The organism is Streptomyces sp. CG 926 (assembly GCF_003148825.1).
In the GTDB taxonomy this organism is placed as follows: Bacteria; Actinomycetota; Actinomycetes; order Streptomycetales; family Streptomycetaceae; genus Streptomyces.
On sequence record NZ_QGGZ01000011.1, the window covers coordinates 105,403 to 120,894 of the forward strand.

A 15,492-nucleotide genomic window follows, 5' to 3' on the forward strand; every position below is an offset into this window, starting at 1 on the left:
CCGTGAACGGCCTGAACACCATCCTGATCGTCCTCGGCCTGTTCCTGGCCGGGGGCGTCTACTCCTTCCAGAAGCAGAAGATGCCCAAGTCGGTCATCATCCTGCTGGCCCTCGCCTCCGCGATGTGCCTCGCCGCCGGAGTCCTGCGAATCCAGGGAATTTGGGAATGAGCGCAGTCCGCCCCACCAAGAACGTCGTCGTCTTCGACTACGGCTTCGGAAACGTCCGCTCCGCCGAGCGGGCCCTCGCCCGCGTCGGCGCGAACGTCGAGATCACCCGCGACTACGACAAGGCCATGGACGCAGACGGACTCCTCGTCCCCGGCGTCGGCGCCTTCTCCGCCTGCATGCAGGGCCTCAAGGACGCCCGCGGCGACTGGATCATCGGCCGCCGGCTCTCCGGCGGCCGCCCGGTCATGGGCATCTGCGTCGGCATGCAGATCCTCTTCGAGCGCGGCATCGAGCACGGCGTCGAGACCGAGGGCCTGGACGAGTGGCCCGGCACGGTCGGCCCCCTCAAGGCCCCGATCGTCCCCCACATGGGCTGGAACACCGTCGAGGCCCCGGCCGACAGCCAGGCCTTCAAGGGCCTGGACGCCGACGCCCGGTTCTACTTCGTGCACTCCTACGCGGCGCGCGACTGGAGCCTCGAAGTCACCAACCCGGCGATCCGCGCCCCCAGGGTCACCTGGGCCACCCACGGCGAGCGCTTCGTGGCGGCGGTGGAGAACAGGGCCCTGTGGGCCACGCAGTTCCACCCCGAGAAGTCCGGCGACGCCGGCGCCCAGCTCCTCACCAACTGGATCGAGACCCTGTGATGACCGCACCCACGCTCGAACTCCTGCCCGCGGTCGACGTCCGCGACGGCCAGGCCGTCCGCCTCGTGCACGGGGTGTCCGGCAGTGAGACCTCCTACGGCTCCCCGCTGGAAGCGGCCCTCGCCTGGCAGCGCTCCGGCGCCGGATGGCTGCACCTGGTCGACCTGGACGCCGCCTTCGGCACCGGTGACAACCGCGCCCTGGTCGCCGACATCACCCGCGCCATGGACATCAAGGTCGAGCTGTCCGGCGGCATCCGCGACGACGCCTCGCTCGCCGCGGCCCTCGCCACCGGCTGCACCCGCGTCAACCTGGGCACCGCCGCCCTGGAGACCCCCGAGTGGGCCGCCAAGGCCATCGCCGAGCACGGCGACCGGATCGCGATCGGCCTCGACGTCCGCGGCACCACCCTCAAGGGCCGCGGCTGGACCAGCGAAGGCGGCGACCTCTACGAGACCCTCGCCCGCCTGGACTCCGAGGGCTGCGCCCGGTACGTCGTCACCGACATCGGCAAGGACGGCACCCTGACCGGCCCCAACCTGGAGCTGCTGCAGAACGTCTGCGCCGCCACCGACCGGCCCGTCGTCGCCTCCGGCGGCATCTCCTCGCTGGAGGACCTGCGGGCGCTGTCCGCCCTGGTCCCGCAAGGCGTCGAGGGCGCGATCGTCGGCAAGGCCCTGTACGCCAAGGCCTTCACCCTGGAAGAAGCCCTGAAGGTGGTCTCCGCATGAGTTCCGACGCCGTACGCCGCATCTCCTCCGGCGGCCCCTACGAGGACGTCATCGCCTACTCCCGCGCCGTGGCCCTCTCCAACGGCCTGGTCCTGGTCTCCGGCTGCACCGCGGCCGACGCGGGCGGCCCCTACGACCAGACGGTCAAGGCCTTCGAGGTCGCCTTCAAGGCACTCGCCGAGGCCGGCATGGGACCCGAGGACGTGGTCCGCACCCGGATGTACCTCACGCACGCCCGGGACGTCGACGAGGTGGGCCGTGCCCACAAGCAGCTCTTCGACGCGGTCCGGCCCGCCGCGACCATGCTCATCGTCTCCGGCTTCGTCGACCCCGGCATGGTCGTCGAGGTGGAGGTAGAGGCGTTCAAGGCGGTGGCGGAATGACCCTCGCCGTACGCGTCATCCCCTGCCTGGACGTGGACAACGGCCGGGTCGTCAAGGGCGTCAACTTCCAGAACCTGCGCGACGCGGGCGACCCGGTGGAGATGGCCAAGCTGTACGACGCCGAGGGCGCCGACGAGCTGACCTTCCTCGACATCACCGCGTCCTCCGGGAACCGCGAGACCACGTACGACGTGGTGCGCCGCACCGCCGAGCAGGTCTTCATCCCGCTCACCGTGGGCGGCGGCGTCCGGACGGCCGACGACGTCGACAAGCTGCTGCGCGCGGGAGCGGACAAGGTCGGCGTCAACACGGCCGCCATCGTCCGCCCCGAGCTGATCCAGGAGATCGCGGAGCGCTTCGGCCGGCAGGTCCTCGTCCTCTCGGTCGACGCCCGCCGCACCGCGGCCGGCACCTTCGAGGTCACCACGCACGGCGGCCGACAGGGCACCGGCATCGACGCGGTCGAATGGGCGCACCGGGCGGCGGAGCTGGGCGCGGGCGAGATCCTGCTCAACTCGATGGACGCGGACGGTACGAAGGACGGCTACGACGTCGAGATGATCGCGGCGGTGCGCAAGCACGTCACCGTCCCGGTGATCGCCTCGGGCGGCGCGGGCCGCCTGGCCGACTTCGCCCCGGCGATCGACGCGGGCGCGGATGCGGTGCTGGCGGCCTCGGTCTTCCACTTCGGCGACCTCCGCATCGCCGAAGTGAAGTCCGCCCTCCGCGAAGCGGGCCACCCGATCCGCTGACCCCGTCCCGGGGGGCGGGTGCGGTCCCGGGTGCGGCCCGGTGGGTGCGCCCTTGCCCTGGCCGGGCTGGGTTCGGCTGCGGCCCGGTGGGTGCGCCTCAAGCGCCGGCGGGGCTTGGGTTGGGCCGCCGGGCCGGTGGGGTGGGGGTGCGGGGCCGCCGGGGGGTGTCTCCTCGGCTCGCGCGGTACCCCGGGTCTCGGCTGTACCCGGCGGTGCGCGCTCGTCCTGCGGGGACACCCCCCACCGTCCCCACACCCCCACCTGCCTACCCGCGGCCGTGGGGCGGGGACACTCCGGGGGCTCCCCGCAGGACGAGCGCGCAACCTGGGCCGCACAACACAACCATCGCCGCGCCGCGCGAGCCGAGGAGAGCCCCCGGAGGGGCCCCGCCCCACCCGAAGCCCAACCCAAGCCCCGCCGGCAGCCGAACCCAGCCCCGCCGCCGATTGAGGCGCACCCGCCGAGGCCGCGGCCAAACCCAGCCCCGCCGGCGTTTGAGGCGCGGCCACCGGGCCGCACCCGGACAACGAACCCGCACCGCCCGGCCAGGGCCACGGCACCGCCCGGCCAGGGCAACGGCACCGACCGGCCAGGTCAGAGGCCGAGTTCCGCCACCGTCAGCTTCGCCACCGCCGTGCTGTCGCCGTCGAGCGAGACCGACGCCGACGCCTGCCGGCCGAAGCAGAACAGCGTCAGTTCACCCGGCTCGCCCGTCACGGTGACCACCGGCGCGCCCTTGTGAGCCACCACCGTCCGCCCGTCGGGACGCCTCAGCACCAGGCCCACCGGCGAGCGCCGACCCGTCAGCCGGGCCAGCTTCTCCAGCCGGGACCACAGCGAGTCGGAGAAGACCGGGTCCAGTTCCCGCGGTGACCAGTCCGGCTGCGCCCGGCGGACGTCCTCCGCGTGGACGTAGAACTCCACCGCGTTCGCCGCCTCGTCGATCTGCTTCAGCGCGTACAGCGACATCCTCGGCGGGCCGGTCCTGATCAACTGGATCAGTTCCTCGTACGGCTTGGCCGTGTACTCCTCCATCGCCTTGTCCAGGCGGGCCTTCAGCACGTTCAGCAGCAGGCCGCCCGCCGCGTCGGGCCGCCGTTCGCGCACCACCACGTGCGCGGCCAGGTCGCGGCAGGTCCAGCCGGCGCACAGCGTGGGGGCCTCCGGACCGGCCGCCTCCAACAGGTCCGCCAGGAGCAGGCGTTCACGCTTCGCATGGGTAGACATGCGGGCCAGCCTACGGCGGGAACCCGCCGAACACCCGCTCATCAGGCGGACGGGGATCATCACCCCCGCCCCGGCCCGGCACAATGGCCACATGAGTACGTCCCCCCGCCCCGGCAATCTCGACCCCGCCATCGCCGAGCGCCTCAAGCGTTCCGCGGACGGGCTGATCCCGGCCATCGCCCAGCAGTACGACACCGGTGAGGTGCTCATGCTCGGCTGGATGGACGACGAGGCCCTGCACCGCACCCTGACCACCGGCCGCTGCACCTACTGGTCCCGCAGCCGCCAGGAGTACTGGGTGAAGGGGGACACCTCGGGCCACTTCCAGCACGTGAAATCCGTCGCGCTCGACTGCGACGCCGACACCGTGCTCGTCCGGGTCGACCAGGTCGGAGCGGCCTGCCACACCGGGGCACGCACCTGTTTCGACGAAGATGTCCTCCTCCGCGCAGCCGACTAGGTAGGGTCCCCGAAATGGATCTTGAGACGTTCCGCAAGCTCGCGGCCGACCGCCGCGTCATCCCCGTGAGCCGCAAGCTGCTGGCCGACGGGGACACCCCCGTCGGGCTCTACCGCAAGCTCGCCGCCGAACGCCCCGGCACCTTCCTCCTGGAGTCCGCCGAGAACGGCCGCTCCTGGTCCCGGTACTCCTTCATCGGGGTCCGCAGCGACGCCACCCTGACCGCGCGGGACGGCCGCGCGCACTGGATCGGCACCCCGCCCGTCGGCGTACCCACCGACGGCGACCCCCTCGACGCGCTGCGTGCCACCGTCGAGGCCCTGCACACCCCCCGCGACCTCGCCGCCGGGATGCCGCCCTTCACCGGCGGCATGGTCGGCTACCTCGGCTACGACATCGTGCGCCGCCTGGAGCGCATCGGCGAGCACACCGCCGACGACCTGGAGCTGCCCGAGCTGACCATGCTGCTCACCTCCGACCTGGCGGTCATGGACCACTGGGACGGCACCGTCCAGCTCATCGCCAACGCCATCAACCACAACGACCTCGACACGGGCGTGGACGAGGCGTACGCGGACGCGGTGGCCCGGCTCGACGCGATGGAGGCCGACCTCGCGCGCCCCGCCCCGTACACCCCCACGCCGCTGCCCGCCTCCGAGCTGCCCGAGTTCTCGGCGCTGTGGGGCGGCGAGAAGTACCAGGACGCCGTCGAGGACATCAAGGAGCGCATCCGGGCCGGCGAGGCCTTCCAGGTGGTGCCCTCGCAGCGGTTCGAGACCCCCTGCCAGGCTTCCGCGCTGGACGTCTACCGGGTGCTGCGGGCCACGAACCCGTCCCCGTACATGTACCTCTTCCGCTTCGAGAACGGCTTCGACGTGGTCGGCTCCAGCCCCGAGGCGCTGGTCAAGGTCGAGGACGGGCGGGCCATGGTCCACCCCATCGCCGGCACCCGCCACCGCGGCGCGACCCCGCAGGAGGACAACGACCTCGCCGACGAGCTGATGGCCGACCCCAAGGAGCGCGCCGAGCACCTCATGCTCGTCGACCTGGGCCGCAACGACCTCGGTCGGGTGTGCGAGCCGGGCTCGGTGGAGGTCGTCGACTTCATGTCGATCGAGCGCTACTCCCACGTGATGCACATCGTCTCGACCGTGACGGGGCGCGTCGCCGAGGGGAAGACCGCCTTCGACGTGCTCACCGCCTGCTTCCCGGCCGGCACCCTCTCCGGCGCGCCCAAGCCGCGCGCCATGCAGATCATCGAGGAGCTGGAGCCCTCCCGCCGCGGCCTGTACGGCGGCTGCGTCGGCTATCTGGACTTCGCCGGGGACTCCGACACCGCCATCGCCATCCGGACCGCGCTGCTGCGCGACGGCACGGCGTACGTGCAGGCCGGGGCCGGTGTCGTCGCGGACTCGGTGCCCGAGCTGGAGGACAACGAGTGCCGCAACAAGGCCGCCGCCGTGCTGCGCGCGGTCGGAGCGGCGAACCGCCTCCACAGCTCCTGAGGGCGTAGGGGATAGTGGGGTACGTGAGTGCCGTACCCCCACCCCGAACCGAAGCCGACGCCGAGCCCGAGGCGACCGAGAGTCGAGGCGGCCGCCGCAGCGTGGCCGTCGCCCTGCTGCTCGGCGCACTCGGCGCCACCGTCGTCCTGCTCGCCTCCGGCCGGACCTGGGCCCGGGGCACCGCCGCCATCGGCAGCGACTCGCTCCAGCTGGCCGCCGACGGGCGGGCCGTCACCGGCCTGCCCGCCGCGCTGGCCATCGTGGGCCTCGCCGCGCTGGTCGCCGTCTTCGCCGTACGCGGCAAGGGACGGCTGCTGGTGTCGGGGCTGCTCGCGCTCAGCGGTCTGGGGGCGGGGCTGTCCGCCGTCCTCGGCTCCGACGGCCGCCGGGTCCTGGACGCGCAGGCCGCCCGGACGACCGCCGACAGCGCCGCGCACGTGGCGGGCCTGACCCAGACGTCCTGGCCCTACGTCACGGCCGCCGGCGCGGCCCTGATCCTGGTCGCCGGGCTGCTGGCGCTGCGTTTCGGCCGGAGCTGGCCCTCGATGGGGGGCCGCTACGAGCGTGACGGCAGCCCGCGTGCCCGGACTGTCGCGGCGGTTGATCCGGACCGGCCGGAAGATCTGTGGAAGGCTCTGGACCGCGGCGAGGACCCGACCGGCGACCCGGGCGCCGACCGGGGCCACTGACCCGACCCCCCTGGACGGCGAAGCCGCCCGGTACGGGACAATGGTCGCCGAGCGTCCGACACGGACCGTACGTTCGACACAGCAGCGCGACAGAGCAACGAGGAGCAACTCATGGCGGGCACTAGCCACGGACACACCCCGGCCGCCTGGACCGGTGTCATCATCGCCTTCATCGGTTTCTGCATCTCCGGCGCCTTCATGGTGCTCGCGAACCCGCTCGGCTTCTGGGCCGGACTCGTCGTGGTCGCGCTCGGCGGCGTCGTCGGCCTGGGGATGAAGGCCGCGGGCATGGGCGCGCCGAAGGCCGCTCACAAGGACCTCGCCGAGGTCATCGCCGCGGCCAAGGTTCCCGCCAAGGTCTGAGCGCGCGAGCGACGCGGTTCGAAGCGACGCGGTTCGTCGCGACGCGGCCGAAAAGGCGCGGCCCCGCCGGGCTGCGCCTTTTGTCATGAGCGGAGAGAATCAGCAGGTGGACGCCTCTCGTACCCCCGATGCCCCGCCGTCGCCGGCGCCCGTACCCGCGGAGCCGGGGCGGTCCGCCGAGCGGCCGTCCCGGGCCCGGCGGCTCGCCGTCCCGGCGCTCTACCTGGCCGGGGTCACCGCCGCCTTCGCGTACGTGGGGGCCGTGGATCCCAACGAGCCCGGCCACTACCCGGTGTGCCCGCTGTTCCGCCTGACGGGCCTCCTGTGCCCGGGCTGCGGCGGTCTGCGCAGCGCGCACGCGTTCGCGCACGGTGATCTGGTCGCCGCGCTCGGGGCGAACGCGTTCGCGGTCGTGGGCTACTTCGTCTTCGCGGGGTTCATGGCCCTGTGGCTGGTCCGCGCCTTCCGCGGCGGGCCGACCCCGAGGATCGTCCTGCGTCCCAGGTCCTGGTGGGCGATCGGCGCCCTGGCACTGGTTTTCGTCATTGTCCGAAATCTCTCTTTCGGCTCCGCACTGGCACCCTGAGCCCCCTGGGCAGGCCCTATGAAGCACGGATTCCGAATGTCCAGTTACTGGGACGTCGTCAACCGCGTGCGGAGGGCAACGCCTCCTGCGGATACCATTTGAATGTCGACCTTGCTGTTGTACGTGTCTGCAAGGCGGCCGACCGTCATCGACCCGGAAGGGGGCCGCTCGCGTGAGTGTGCTCGACGAGATCATCGAAGGGGTCCGCGAAGACCTTGCCGAACGGCAGGCCCGCGTGAGCCTCGACGAGCTCAAGGAGCGTGCCGCCAAGGCGCCCCAGGCCAAGGACGGCGTCGCTGCCCTGCGCGGCGACAGCGTCAAGGTGATCTGCGAGGTCAAGCGTTCCAGCCCCTCCAAGGGTGCGCTGGCCGCCATCGCCGATCCGGCCGGGCTCGCCGCTGATTACGAGGCCGGCGGGGCGGCGGTCATCTCCGTCCTCACCGAGCAGCGTCGATTCGGCGGCTCGCTGGCCGACCTGGAGGCCGTCCGCGCCCGCGTGGACATCCCGATCCTGCGCAAGGACTTCATCGTCACGGCGTACCAGCTCTGGGAGGCCCGCGCCTACGGCGCCGACCTCGCCCTGCTGATCGTCGCGGCCCTGGAGCAGGAGGCCCTCGTCTCCCTCATCGAGCGGGCCGAGTCCATCGGTCTCACCCCGCTCGTCGAGGTCCACGACGAGGAGGAGGTGGAGCGCGCGGTCGCCGCCGGCGCCAAGATCATCGGTGTCAACGCCCGCAACCTCAAGGACCTCAAGGTCGACCGCTCCACCTTCGAGCGCGTCGTCGGCGAGATCCCGGACCACATCGTCAAGATCGCCGAGTCCGGCATCCGTGGCCCGCACGACCTGATCGCCTACGCCAACGAGGGCGCCGACGCCGTCCTCGTCGGGGAGTCCCTGGTGACCGGACGCGACCCGAAGGCGGCCGTGGCCGACCTCGTCGCCGCCGGCGCCCACCCCGCCCTGCGCCACGGGCGGAGCTGACCGGTACCCATGACCCACGACCGCTCCTGCGTCCGCACCCGCCCGGGCTCCCGCCCGGTCGGCGTGCAGACCGCGCACGCGCCCCTGGCGCGCGGCTGCCGCCCCCGCGGCTGTCGCGCCCCGGCCCGGCGCGTGCACGGGCGGCGGGTCCGGTACGTGATCGGCTCCGAGCCCGGTCAGGTCAACGGCATGCGATGGCGCCGCGGAGGCGCGCTGTAACGAGGATCGCCACGGCCCGGTACGCACGACGTACCGTGCCGTGCGCGGCTCTCGTACGGCCTGACGTCCCGAGCCGCCGGCTCCGGACGCGGGCCGCTCCGCTCCGTACCCACGACATCCCCCAGCGGGGTGTGCGCGGCACGGGCGGGCGGCGCAATACGGTGAATCCACCCCGCCGCATCTCGCACCCGTAGGAGCACTGGACATGTCCAGCGAGTTCTTCATTCCGGACCCGGAGGGTCACGTCCCCAACGCCGAGGGCTACTTCGGCGACTTCGGCGGCAAGTTCATCCCGGAGGCGCTCGTCGCCGCCGTGGACGAGGTCGCCGTCGAGTACGAGAAGGCCAAGGGCGACCCGGCCTTCGCGGCCGAGCTGAACGACCTCATGGTCAACTACACCGGCCGCCCGAGCTCCCTCACCGAGGTGCCCCGCTTCGCGGAGCACGCGGGCGGCGCCCGGATCTTCCTCAAGCGCGAGGACCTGAACCACACCGGCTCGCACAAGATCAACAACGTGCTGGGTCAGGCGCTGCTCACCAAGCGCATGGGCAAGACCCGCGTCATCGCCGAGACCGGCGCCGGCCAGCACGGCGTGGCCACCGCCACCGCCTGCGCGCTCTTCGGCCTCGAATGCACCATCTACATGGGCGAGATCGACACCCAGCGCCAGGCCCTCAACGTGGCCCGCATGCGCATGCTGGGCGCCGAGGTCATCGCCGTGAAGTCCGGCTCCCGGACGCTCAAGGACGCCATCAACGAGGCGTTCCGCGACTGGGTCGCCAACGTGGACCGCACCCACTACCTCTTCGGTACGGTCGCCGGCCCGCACCCCTTCCCGGCCATGGTCCGTGACTTCCACCGGGTCATCGGCGTCGAGGCCCGCCGGCAGATCCTGGAGCGCGCGGGCCGGCTGCCGGACGCCGTCGCGGCCTGCGTCGGCGGCGGCTCCAACGCCATCGGCCTCTTCCACGCCTTCATCCCGGACGCCGACGTCCGCCTGGTCGGCTTCGAGCCCGCCGGGCACGGCGTCGAGACCGGCGAGCACGCGGCCACGCTGACCGCCGGCGAGCCCGGGATCCTGCACGGCTCCCGCTCCTACGTCCTCCAGGACGAGGAGGGCCAGATCACCGAGCCGTACTCCATCTCGGCCGGCCTGGACTACCCCGGCATCGGACCGGAGCACTCCTACCTCAAGGACTCCGGCCGCGGCGAGTACCGCGCGGTCACCGACGACGCGGCGATGCAGGCCCTGCGCCTGCTCTCGCGCACCGAGGGGATCATCCCGGCCATCGAGTCGGCGCACGCCCTCGCGGGCGCCCTCGACCTGGGCCGTGAGCTGGGCAAGGACGGCCTGATCGTCGTCAACCTGTCCGGTCGCGGCGACAAGGACATGGACACGGCCGCCCGCTACTTCGGCCTGTACGACACCGACGGCGAAGTCGCCGCCGACGAGTTCTCCGAGGGGGACGACAAGTGAGCTCCACGCACGGGCGCGGCAACATCGACCTGCTGAGCGCCACCCTCGCCAAGGCGAAGTCCGAGGACCGCGCGGCCCTCGTCGCCTACCTCCCCGCGGGCTTCCCGACCGTCGACGGCGGCATCGAGGCGGTCAAGGCCGTCGTCGCCGGAGGCGCGGACGTCGTCGAGATCGGCCTGCCCCACAGCGACCCGGTCCTCGACGGGCCGGTCATCCAGACCGCCGACGACATCGCCCTGCGGGGCGGCGTCAAGATCGCCGACGTGCTCCGCACGGTCCGCGAGGCCCACGAGGCGACCGGCGCCCCGATCCTGGTGATGACCTACTGGAACCCCATCGACCGCTACGGCGTCGAGCGGTTCACGTCCGAGCTGGCGGCGGCCGGCGGTGCCGGCTGCATCCTGCCCGACCTGCCGGTGCAGGAGTCCGCGCTGTGGCGTGAGCACGCGCAGAAGCACGGTCTGGCGACCGTCTTCGTCGTGGCCCCCAGCAGCAAGGACGCGCGCCTGGCCACCATCACGGCGGCCGGCTCCGGCTTCGTCTACGCCGCCTCCCTCATGGGAGTCACCGGCACCCGCGAGTCCGTCGGCAACCAGGCCGCCGATCTGGTGCGCCGCACCCGCGCCACCAGCGACCTGCCGGTCTGCGTCGGGCTCGGCGTCTCCAACGCCGTCCAGGCCAAGGAGGTCGCGGGCTTCGCCGACGGCGTCATCGTCGGCTCGGCCTTCGTGAAGCTGCTCCTGGACGCACCGGACCTGCCCGCCGGACTGGACGCCGTACGGGCGCTCGCCGGCGAGCTCGCGGAAGGCGTACGCCGCAACTGACGCGCGTTCGAGCACGGGCACGGATGTCTGATCGGGTTCTGTAGCCCGATCGGGTGGAAGTGCGGGCAGGGAGGCACGCGAGTGCCTCCCTGCTTCGTTTGGCGGAACGTGAGCGAGAAGAACGACGGTGCGAACCGCGATGCGACGAAACGATCGGCCCGGGAACGACTCCTCGTGGAGCGCGAGCGGCAGAAGACCCGGGACAAGCGCCGGCGGACCCTGATCGTGGCGTCGGCGGTGGTCGGTGTCCTCGGCCTGGCCACCGTCGTGGGCGTGATCGCGGCCAACACCGGCAAGAGCGGCTCCGCCGAGGCGGGCCCGGTGGTCGCCCCCTCCGGGGCCACCGGCAAGGACGCCCTCGCCATCCAGTCCGGCAAGCCCGAGGCGAAGTCCACCCTCACCGTGTGGGAGGACTTCCGCTGCCCCTCCTGCAAGTTCTTCGAGGACAACTACCGCGACGTCATCCACGACCTGGAGGCCAAGGGGCTGCTCAAGGTCGACTACCACCTGGTCACGCTCATCGACCGGAGGATGGGCGGCAGCGGCTCGCTGAAGGCGGCCAACGCGGCCGCCTGCGCGCAGGACGCCGGCAAGTTCACCGCGTATCACGACCTCCTCTTCCAGAACCAGCCGCAGGAGATCGACGACGCCTTCGGCAAGAACGCCAAGCTGCTGGAACTGGCGGGCAAGGTCGACGGGCTGGACACCCCCGAGTTCCGCTCGTGCGTCGAGGACGGTACGCACAACAGCTGGGTGGCCAAGTCGGACGGCGCCTTCACCACCGGACAGTTCCGGGGCACCCCCACCGTGCTGCTCAACGGCAAGGACATCCTCTCCGACCAGGCGAACCAGGTGACCCCGCAGAAGCTGAAGGAACAGGTGGAAGCCGCGGCCAAGAGCTCGGGCGGCGCGGACGCCGGAGCCGAGGGCGGGAAGGCCTCACCGTCGACGAGCTCCACCCCCGGATCCGGGACCAAGGCCGGGGCGAAGGCCTCGCCGTCGGCCTCGCGCACCGGGTCGGGCGGATCGTCCGGCGGGTCCTCGAACCGGTCCACCGGCGGGGCCTCGGGCGGCTCGTCCGGCTCCTCCACCTCCTCTTCCAGCGGGTCCTCGCAGGACTGACCGAAGCCCCGTTCCATGTCTGGATTTGGTTTCGTCTGCCGGGCGGGTTGCCGTACGCACCGCCCGGCAGGGTAGCGTCATGTCTGCCATGGACATTGCTTACATCCCCAGTCCGTCGACCGGCGTGATCCATCTCGGACCGATCCCGCTCCGCGGCTACGCGTTCTGCATCATCATCGGCGTCTTCGTCGCCGTATGGCTCGGCAACAGGCGATGGATCGCGCGCGGCGGAAAGCCGGGCACGGTCGCGGACATCGCCGTGTGGGCCGTGCCCTTCGGCCTGGTCGGTGGTCGCCTGTACCACGTGATCACCGACTACCAGCTCTACTTCGGCGAGGGCCGCAACTGGGTCGACGCCTTCAAGATCTGGGAGGGCGGCCTCGGTATCTGGGGCGCCATCGCGCTCGGCGCGGTGGGTGCCTGGATCGGCTGCCGCCTGCGCGGGATCCCGTTGCCGGCCTGGGCGGACGCCCTGGCCCCCGGCATCGCGCTGGCCCAGGCCTGCGGCCGCTGGGGCAACTGGTTCAACCAGGAGCTGTACGGCCGGGCCACCGACCTGCCGTGGGCGGTACAGATCACCGCGGGCCCGAACCGGGACGCCGGGACCTACCACCCGACCTTCCTGTACGAGTCGCTGTGGTGCGTCGGCGTCGCGCTGCTGGTCATCTGGGCCGACCGCCGCTTCAAGCTCGGCCACGGACGGGCCTTCGCCCTGTACGTCGCCGCGTACTGCGTGGGCCGCGGCTGGATCGAGTACATGCGTGTCGACGAGGCGCACCACATCCTGGGCGTCCGGCTGAACGTCTGGACCTCGATCGTCGTCTTCGTCCTGGCCGTCGTGTACCTGGTGCTGTCGGCGAAGCTGCGGCCGGGCCGCGAGACGGTCGTCGAACCGGACCGGGACGCCTCCGACGGCAAGGACGGTGACGACGCGGCCAAGGACGCCGAGGCCAAGCCCTCGGCCGCCGCCGACGGCGCCGCCGACACGGAGAAGCCCGAGCCTGCCAAGGCAGGGGCACCTGTCCTCACGAAGGAAGCTCCGGCCGAGGCCGAGGCCCCGGAGGCCGGCAAGCGCTGACCGTACGGTCCCTGAAGGGGGCGCCGCGTAGACCGCGGCGCCCTCTTCGCGTTCCCCGACGCGGCCGGCCGCGCGCGGCAGGGTCAGCGCGACGCCATGCGCGTGGCGAGCGCCAGGGTGCGGTGCGCCGCCGCCACGACCGCCGGATCCACGAACCGGCCGTCGGGCAGGGCCAGTGCGCCCGGGGTGGCCCGGGCCGCGCTCAGCACCTCCACCGCGGCGTCGACCTCCTCGGGCGCCGGGAGGTAGGCCCGCTCGATCACCGGGAGCTGGCGCGGATGGATCGCCGCCCGTCCGAGGAACCCCAGGGAGCGGCCCCGGGCGCACGAGACGGCCAGCGACTCCAGGTCCCGGATGTCGGGGAACACCGACTGCGCCGGCGGAGCCAGGCCGGCGGCCCGGGCCGCGACCACCACCCGGGAACGGCACCAGTCCAGGCCCGTCTCCGCGCTGACGGCCAGATCGGCCCGCAGGTCCGCCTCGCCGAGGGAGAGCCCGCGCAGGGCGGGGTGCGCGCGGGCGATCTCGTAGGCGCGCTCCACGCCCACCGCCGATTCGAGCAGGGCGTGCAGGCTCACCCCGCCGGTGCGGTCGGCCACGGCCGCGATCTGCCCCGGGGCGTTGATCTTGGGCAGCCGCAGCCCCGAGAGGCCGTGCAGCCCGCCGAGCGCGGTGAGATCGGCGCCGCCCCAGGGGGAACCCAAGGCGTTGACGCGGACATGGACGGGCAGCGCCGGCGCTTCGGTGAGCAGTTCGGCGGTCGCCGCGCGCGCGTACTCCTTCCGCGAGGCCGGTACCGCGTCCTCCAGGTCGACGATGACGGCGTCCGCCCCGCAGCCGAGGGCCTTGGCGACCACCTCCGGGCGGTCTCCGGGCGCGTACAGCCAGGTCAGGATCACAGGGCTCCTTCGGTCCGCAGTGCGGTGATCTCGGCCTCGGTCAGCCCGAGCTCGGCCAGGACCTCATCGGTGTCCGCGCCGTGCGGGCGGCCCGCCCAGCGGATTCCGCCGGGGGTCTCGGAGAGCCGGAAGAGGACGTTCTGCATACGGAGCGGGCCCAGCTCCGGGTCCTGGACCTCGGTGACCGTGTCGAGGGCCGCGAACTGCGGGTCGGCCATCACGTCCCGGACGTCGTAGACCGGTGCGACGGCCGCCTCGGCCTCTTCGAAGGCGTCGACGACCTCGTCCGCCTTGTGGCGGGCGATCCAGCCGCCGACCGCCTCGTCGAGGACGTCGGCGTACCGGGCCCGTCCCGCGCCGGTGGCGAACCACGGCTCGGCGATCAGCTCGGGCCGGCCGACCAGCCGCACGACCCGCTCGGCGATGGACTGCGCGGAGGCGGAGACCGCCAGCCAGCGCCCGTCGGCACTGCGGTAGGTGTTGCGGGGGGCGTTGTTCGTGGAACGGTTGCCGGTGCGCGGCTGGACGTAGCCGAGCTGGTCGTACCAGAGCGGGTGCGGGCCGAGCACGGTGAGGATCGGCTCGACGATCGCCAGGTCCACCACCTGGCCGTGCCCGGTGCGCTCCCGCCCGGCGAGGGCGGTCATCACGGCGTACGCGCAGGTCAGCGCGGCGATCGAGTCGGCGAGCCCGAAGGGCGGCAGGGTCGGCGGACCCTCCGGCTCCCCGGTGATCGCGGCGAAGCCGCTCATCGCCTCGGCGAGCGTGCCGAAGCCGGGGCGGTGGGCGTACGGGCCGTGCTGGCCGAAGGCCGTGACGCGGGCCAGGACCAGGCGCGGGTTGGCGGCGGACAGCTCGGGCCAGCCCAGCCCCCACTTCTCCAGGGTGCCGGGACGGAAGTTCTCGACGATCACGTCGGCGGTGCGGGCGAGGCGTAGCAGGGTGTCCCGGCCGCCCGGGGTGGACAGGTCGAGGGTCATCGTCCGCTTGTTCCGGCCGAGGAGCTTCCACCACAGGCCGATGCCGTCCTTGGCGGGGCCGTGGCCGCGGGAGGGGTCGGGACGGCCCGGGTGCTCGACCTTGACGACCTCGGCGCCGAAGTCGCCGAGGAGGGTGGCGGTCAGCGGACCGGCGAAGAGGGTGGCGAGGTCGAGCACGCGGAGCCCGTGCAGTGGCCCGCCGGGGGGTGTGCCGGGGGTGGTGGCCTCGGTCGGGGCGCCGACCTCGGGGGCGGTGGCTTCGGGGGCGCCTGCTTCGGTGGGGCCGGGCGCGCGCCGGGGCGTCTCCTCGGGCGCCGAACGGGGCTCGGGGTCGGAAGGTGCGGCGGCGGTGCGTTCGGCGCCCTGCGGGGATCGCCCCGACACGCTCCCGGCCCCGG

19 protein-coding genes are annotated in these 15,492 nt (G+C 72.8%); 16 read left to right on the forward strand and 3 right to left on the reverse strand.

Annotation, left to right across the window (positions count from 1 at the left end):
• The first annotated feature begins 2 nt into the window (after positions 1-2).
• From BCL76_RS39165 to hisF, 5 genes are read left to right on the forward strand one after another with little or no spacing between them, the layout of a single operon-like run.
• Positions 3-170, forward strand: a complete 168-nt coding sequence (locus BCL76_RS39165) for a hypothetical protein (RefSeq protein WP_030009964.1) — start codon at positions 3-5, stop codon at positions 168-170.
• The gene (gene hisH / locus BCL76_RS27525; protein WP_109782091.1) at positions 167-817 is read left to right on the forward strand and encodes an imidazole glycerol phosphate synthase subunit HisH; all 651 of its coding nucleotides are present in this window, start codon (positions 167-169) and stop codon (positions 815-817) included. Before BCL76_RS39165 ends, hisH begins: the two co-directional genes overlap by 4 nt.
• The gene (gene priA, locus BCL76_RS27530; protein WP_109782092.1) at positions 817-1,548 is read left to right on the forward strand and encodes a bifunctional 1-(5-phosphoribosyl)-5-((5-phosphoribosylamino)methylideneamino)imidazole-4-carboxamide isomerase/phosphoribosylanthranilate isomerase PriA; all 732 of its coding nucleotides are present in this window, start codon (positions 817-819) and stop codon (positions 1,546-1,548) included. The genes hisH and priA overlap by 1 nt, the downstream gene beginning before the upstream one ends.
• Complete coding sequence (locus BCL76_RS27535) at positions 1,545-1,931, forward strand: RidA family protein (protein ID WP_109782093.1); 387 nt, start codon at positions 1,545-1,547, stop codon at positions 1,929-1,931. The genes priA and BCL76_RS27535 overlap by 4 nt, the downstream gene beginning before the upstream one ends.
• On the forward strand, positions 1,928-2,683 hold the full coding sequence (gene hisF, locus BCL76_RS27540) for an imidazole glycerol phosphate synthase subunit HisF (RefSeq protein WP_109782094.1): 756 nt from the start codon (positions 1,928-1,930) through the stop codon (positions 2,681-2,683). The genes BCL76_RS27535 and hisF overlap by 4 nt, the downstream gene beginning before the upstream one ends.
• 594 nt (positions 2,684-3,277) lie before the next feature.
• On the opposite strand, the gene BCL76_RS27545 is transcribed toward hisF, so the two are convergent.
• On the reverse strand, positions 3,278-3,910 hold the full coding sequence (locus tag BCL76_RS27545; RefSeq protein ID WP_109782095.1) for a TIGR03085 family metal-binding protein: 633 nt from the start codon (positions 3,908-3,910) through the stop codon (positions 3,278-3,280).
• Positions 3,911-4,001: 91 nt separating this feature from the next.
• Between BCL76_RS27545 and hisI the strand changes: the two genes are divergently transcribed.
• From hisI to lgt, 11 genes are all read left to right on the forward strand, one after another.
• Positions 4,002-4,370: a phosphoribosyl-AMP cyclohydrolase gene (hisI, locus tag BCL76_RS27550; RefSeq protein ID WP_030724538.1), complete on the forward strand. Its 369-nt coding sequence runs from the start codon at positions 4,002-4,004 to the stop codon at positions 4,368-4,370.
• Between the two features lie 14 nt (positions 4,371-4,384).
• A complete protein-coding gene (locus BCL76_RS27555) occupies positions 4,385-5,875 on the forward strand; it encodes an anthranilate synthase component I (RefSeq protein ID WP_109782096.1) in 1,491 nt (496 codons plus the stop codon).
• A 14-nt stretch (positions 5,876-5,889) separates the two neighbouring features.
• Entirely contained in the window at positions 5,890-6,564 is a 675-nt protein-coding gene (locus tag BCL76_RS27560) for a TIGR02234 family membrane protein (protein ID WP_109782097.1), read from the forward strand.
• Between the two features lie 111 nt (positions 6,565-6,675).
• Positions 6,676-6,927 (forward strand): HGxxPAAW family protein, encoded by a 252-nt coding sequence (locus tag BCL76_RS27565; RefSeq protein WP_109782098.1) that lies wholly within the window; start codon positions 6,676-6,678, stop codon positions 6,925-6,927.
• A gap of 85 nt (positions 6,928-7,012) precedes the next feature.
• On the forward strand, positions 7,013-7,513 hold the full coding sequence (locus tag BCL76_RS27570; RefSeq protein ID WP_109782099.1) for a DUF2752 domain-containing protein: 501 nt from the start codon (positions 7,013-7,015) through the stop codon (positions 7,511-7,513).
• 172 nt (positions 7,514-7,685) lie between these two features.
• Positions 7,686-8,495, forward strand: coding sequence for an indole-3-glycerol phosphate synthase TrpC (gene trpC / locus BCL76_RS27575; RefSeq protein ID WP_109782100.1), 810 nt, complete (start codon positions 7,686-7,688; stop codon positions 8,493-8,495).
• 9 nt (positions 8,496-8,504) lie between these two features.
• Positions 8,505-8,714 carry a tryptophan biosynthesis modulator TrpM gene (gene trpM / locus BCL76_RS27580; RefSeq protein WP_109782101.1) on the forward strand — a complete coding sequence of 70 codons (210 nt, stop codon included), beginning with the start codon at positions 8,505-8,507 and terminating at the stop codon, positions 8,712-8,714.
• Between the two features lie 205 nt (positions 8,715-8,919).
• Positions 8,920-10,191: a tryptophan synthase subunit beta gene (gene trpB / locus BCL76_RS27585; RefSeq protein ID WP_109782102.1), complete on the forward strand. Its 1,272-nt coding sequence runs from the start codon at positions 8,920-8,922 to the stop codon at positions 10,189-10,191.
• Entirely contained in the window at positions 10,188-11,015 is an 828-nt protein-coding gene (trpA, locus tag BCL76_RS27590) for a tryptophan synthase subunit alpha (protein ID WP_109782103.1), read from the forward strand. Before trpB ends, trpA begins: the two co-directional genes overlap by 4 nt.
• A 108-nt stretch (positions 11,016-11,123) precedes the next feature.
• Positions 11,124-12,137, forward strand: a complete 1,014-nt coding sequence (locus BCL76_RS27595) for a DsbA family protein (RefSeq protein ID WP_109782104.1) — start codon at positions 11,124-11,126, stop codon at positions 12,135-12,137.
• Between the two features lie 88 nt (positions 12,138-12,225).
• The gene (lgt, locus tag BCL76_RS27600) at positions 12,226-13,215 is read left to right on the forward strand and encodes a prolipoprotein diacylglyceryl transferase (RefSeq protein WP_109782105.1); all 990 of its coding nucleotides are present in this window, start codon (positions 12,226-12,228) and stop codon (positions 13,213-13,215) included.
• 83 nt (positions 13,216-13,298) lie between these two features.
• Here the strand turns inward: lgt and BCL76_RS27605 are convergent, their stop codons facing one another.
• Positions 13,299-14,114 carry an HpcH/HpaI aldolase/citrate lyase family protein gene (locus BCL76_RS27605; RefSeq protein ID WP_109782106.1) on the reverse strand — a complete coding sequence of 272 codons (816 nt, stop codon included), beginning with the start codon at positions 14,112-14,114 and terminating at the stop codon, positions 13,299-13,301.
• Complete coding sequence (locus BCL76_RS27610) at positions 14,111-15,286, reverse strand: CaiB/BaiF CoA transferase family protein (protein ID WP_109782298.1); 1,176 nt, start codon at positions 15,284-15,286, stop codon at positions 14,111-14,113. The genes BCL76_RS27605 and BCL76_RS27610 overlap by 4 nt, the downstream gene beginning before the upstream one ends.
• Positions 15,287-15,492: the final 206 nt, after the last annotated feature.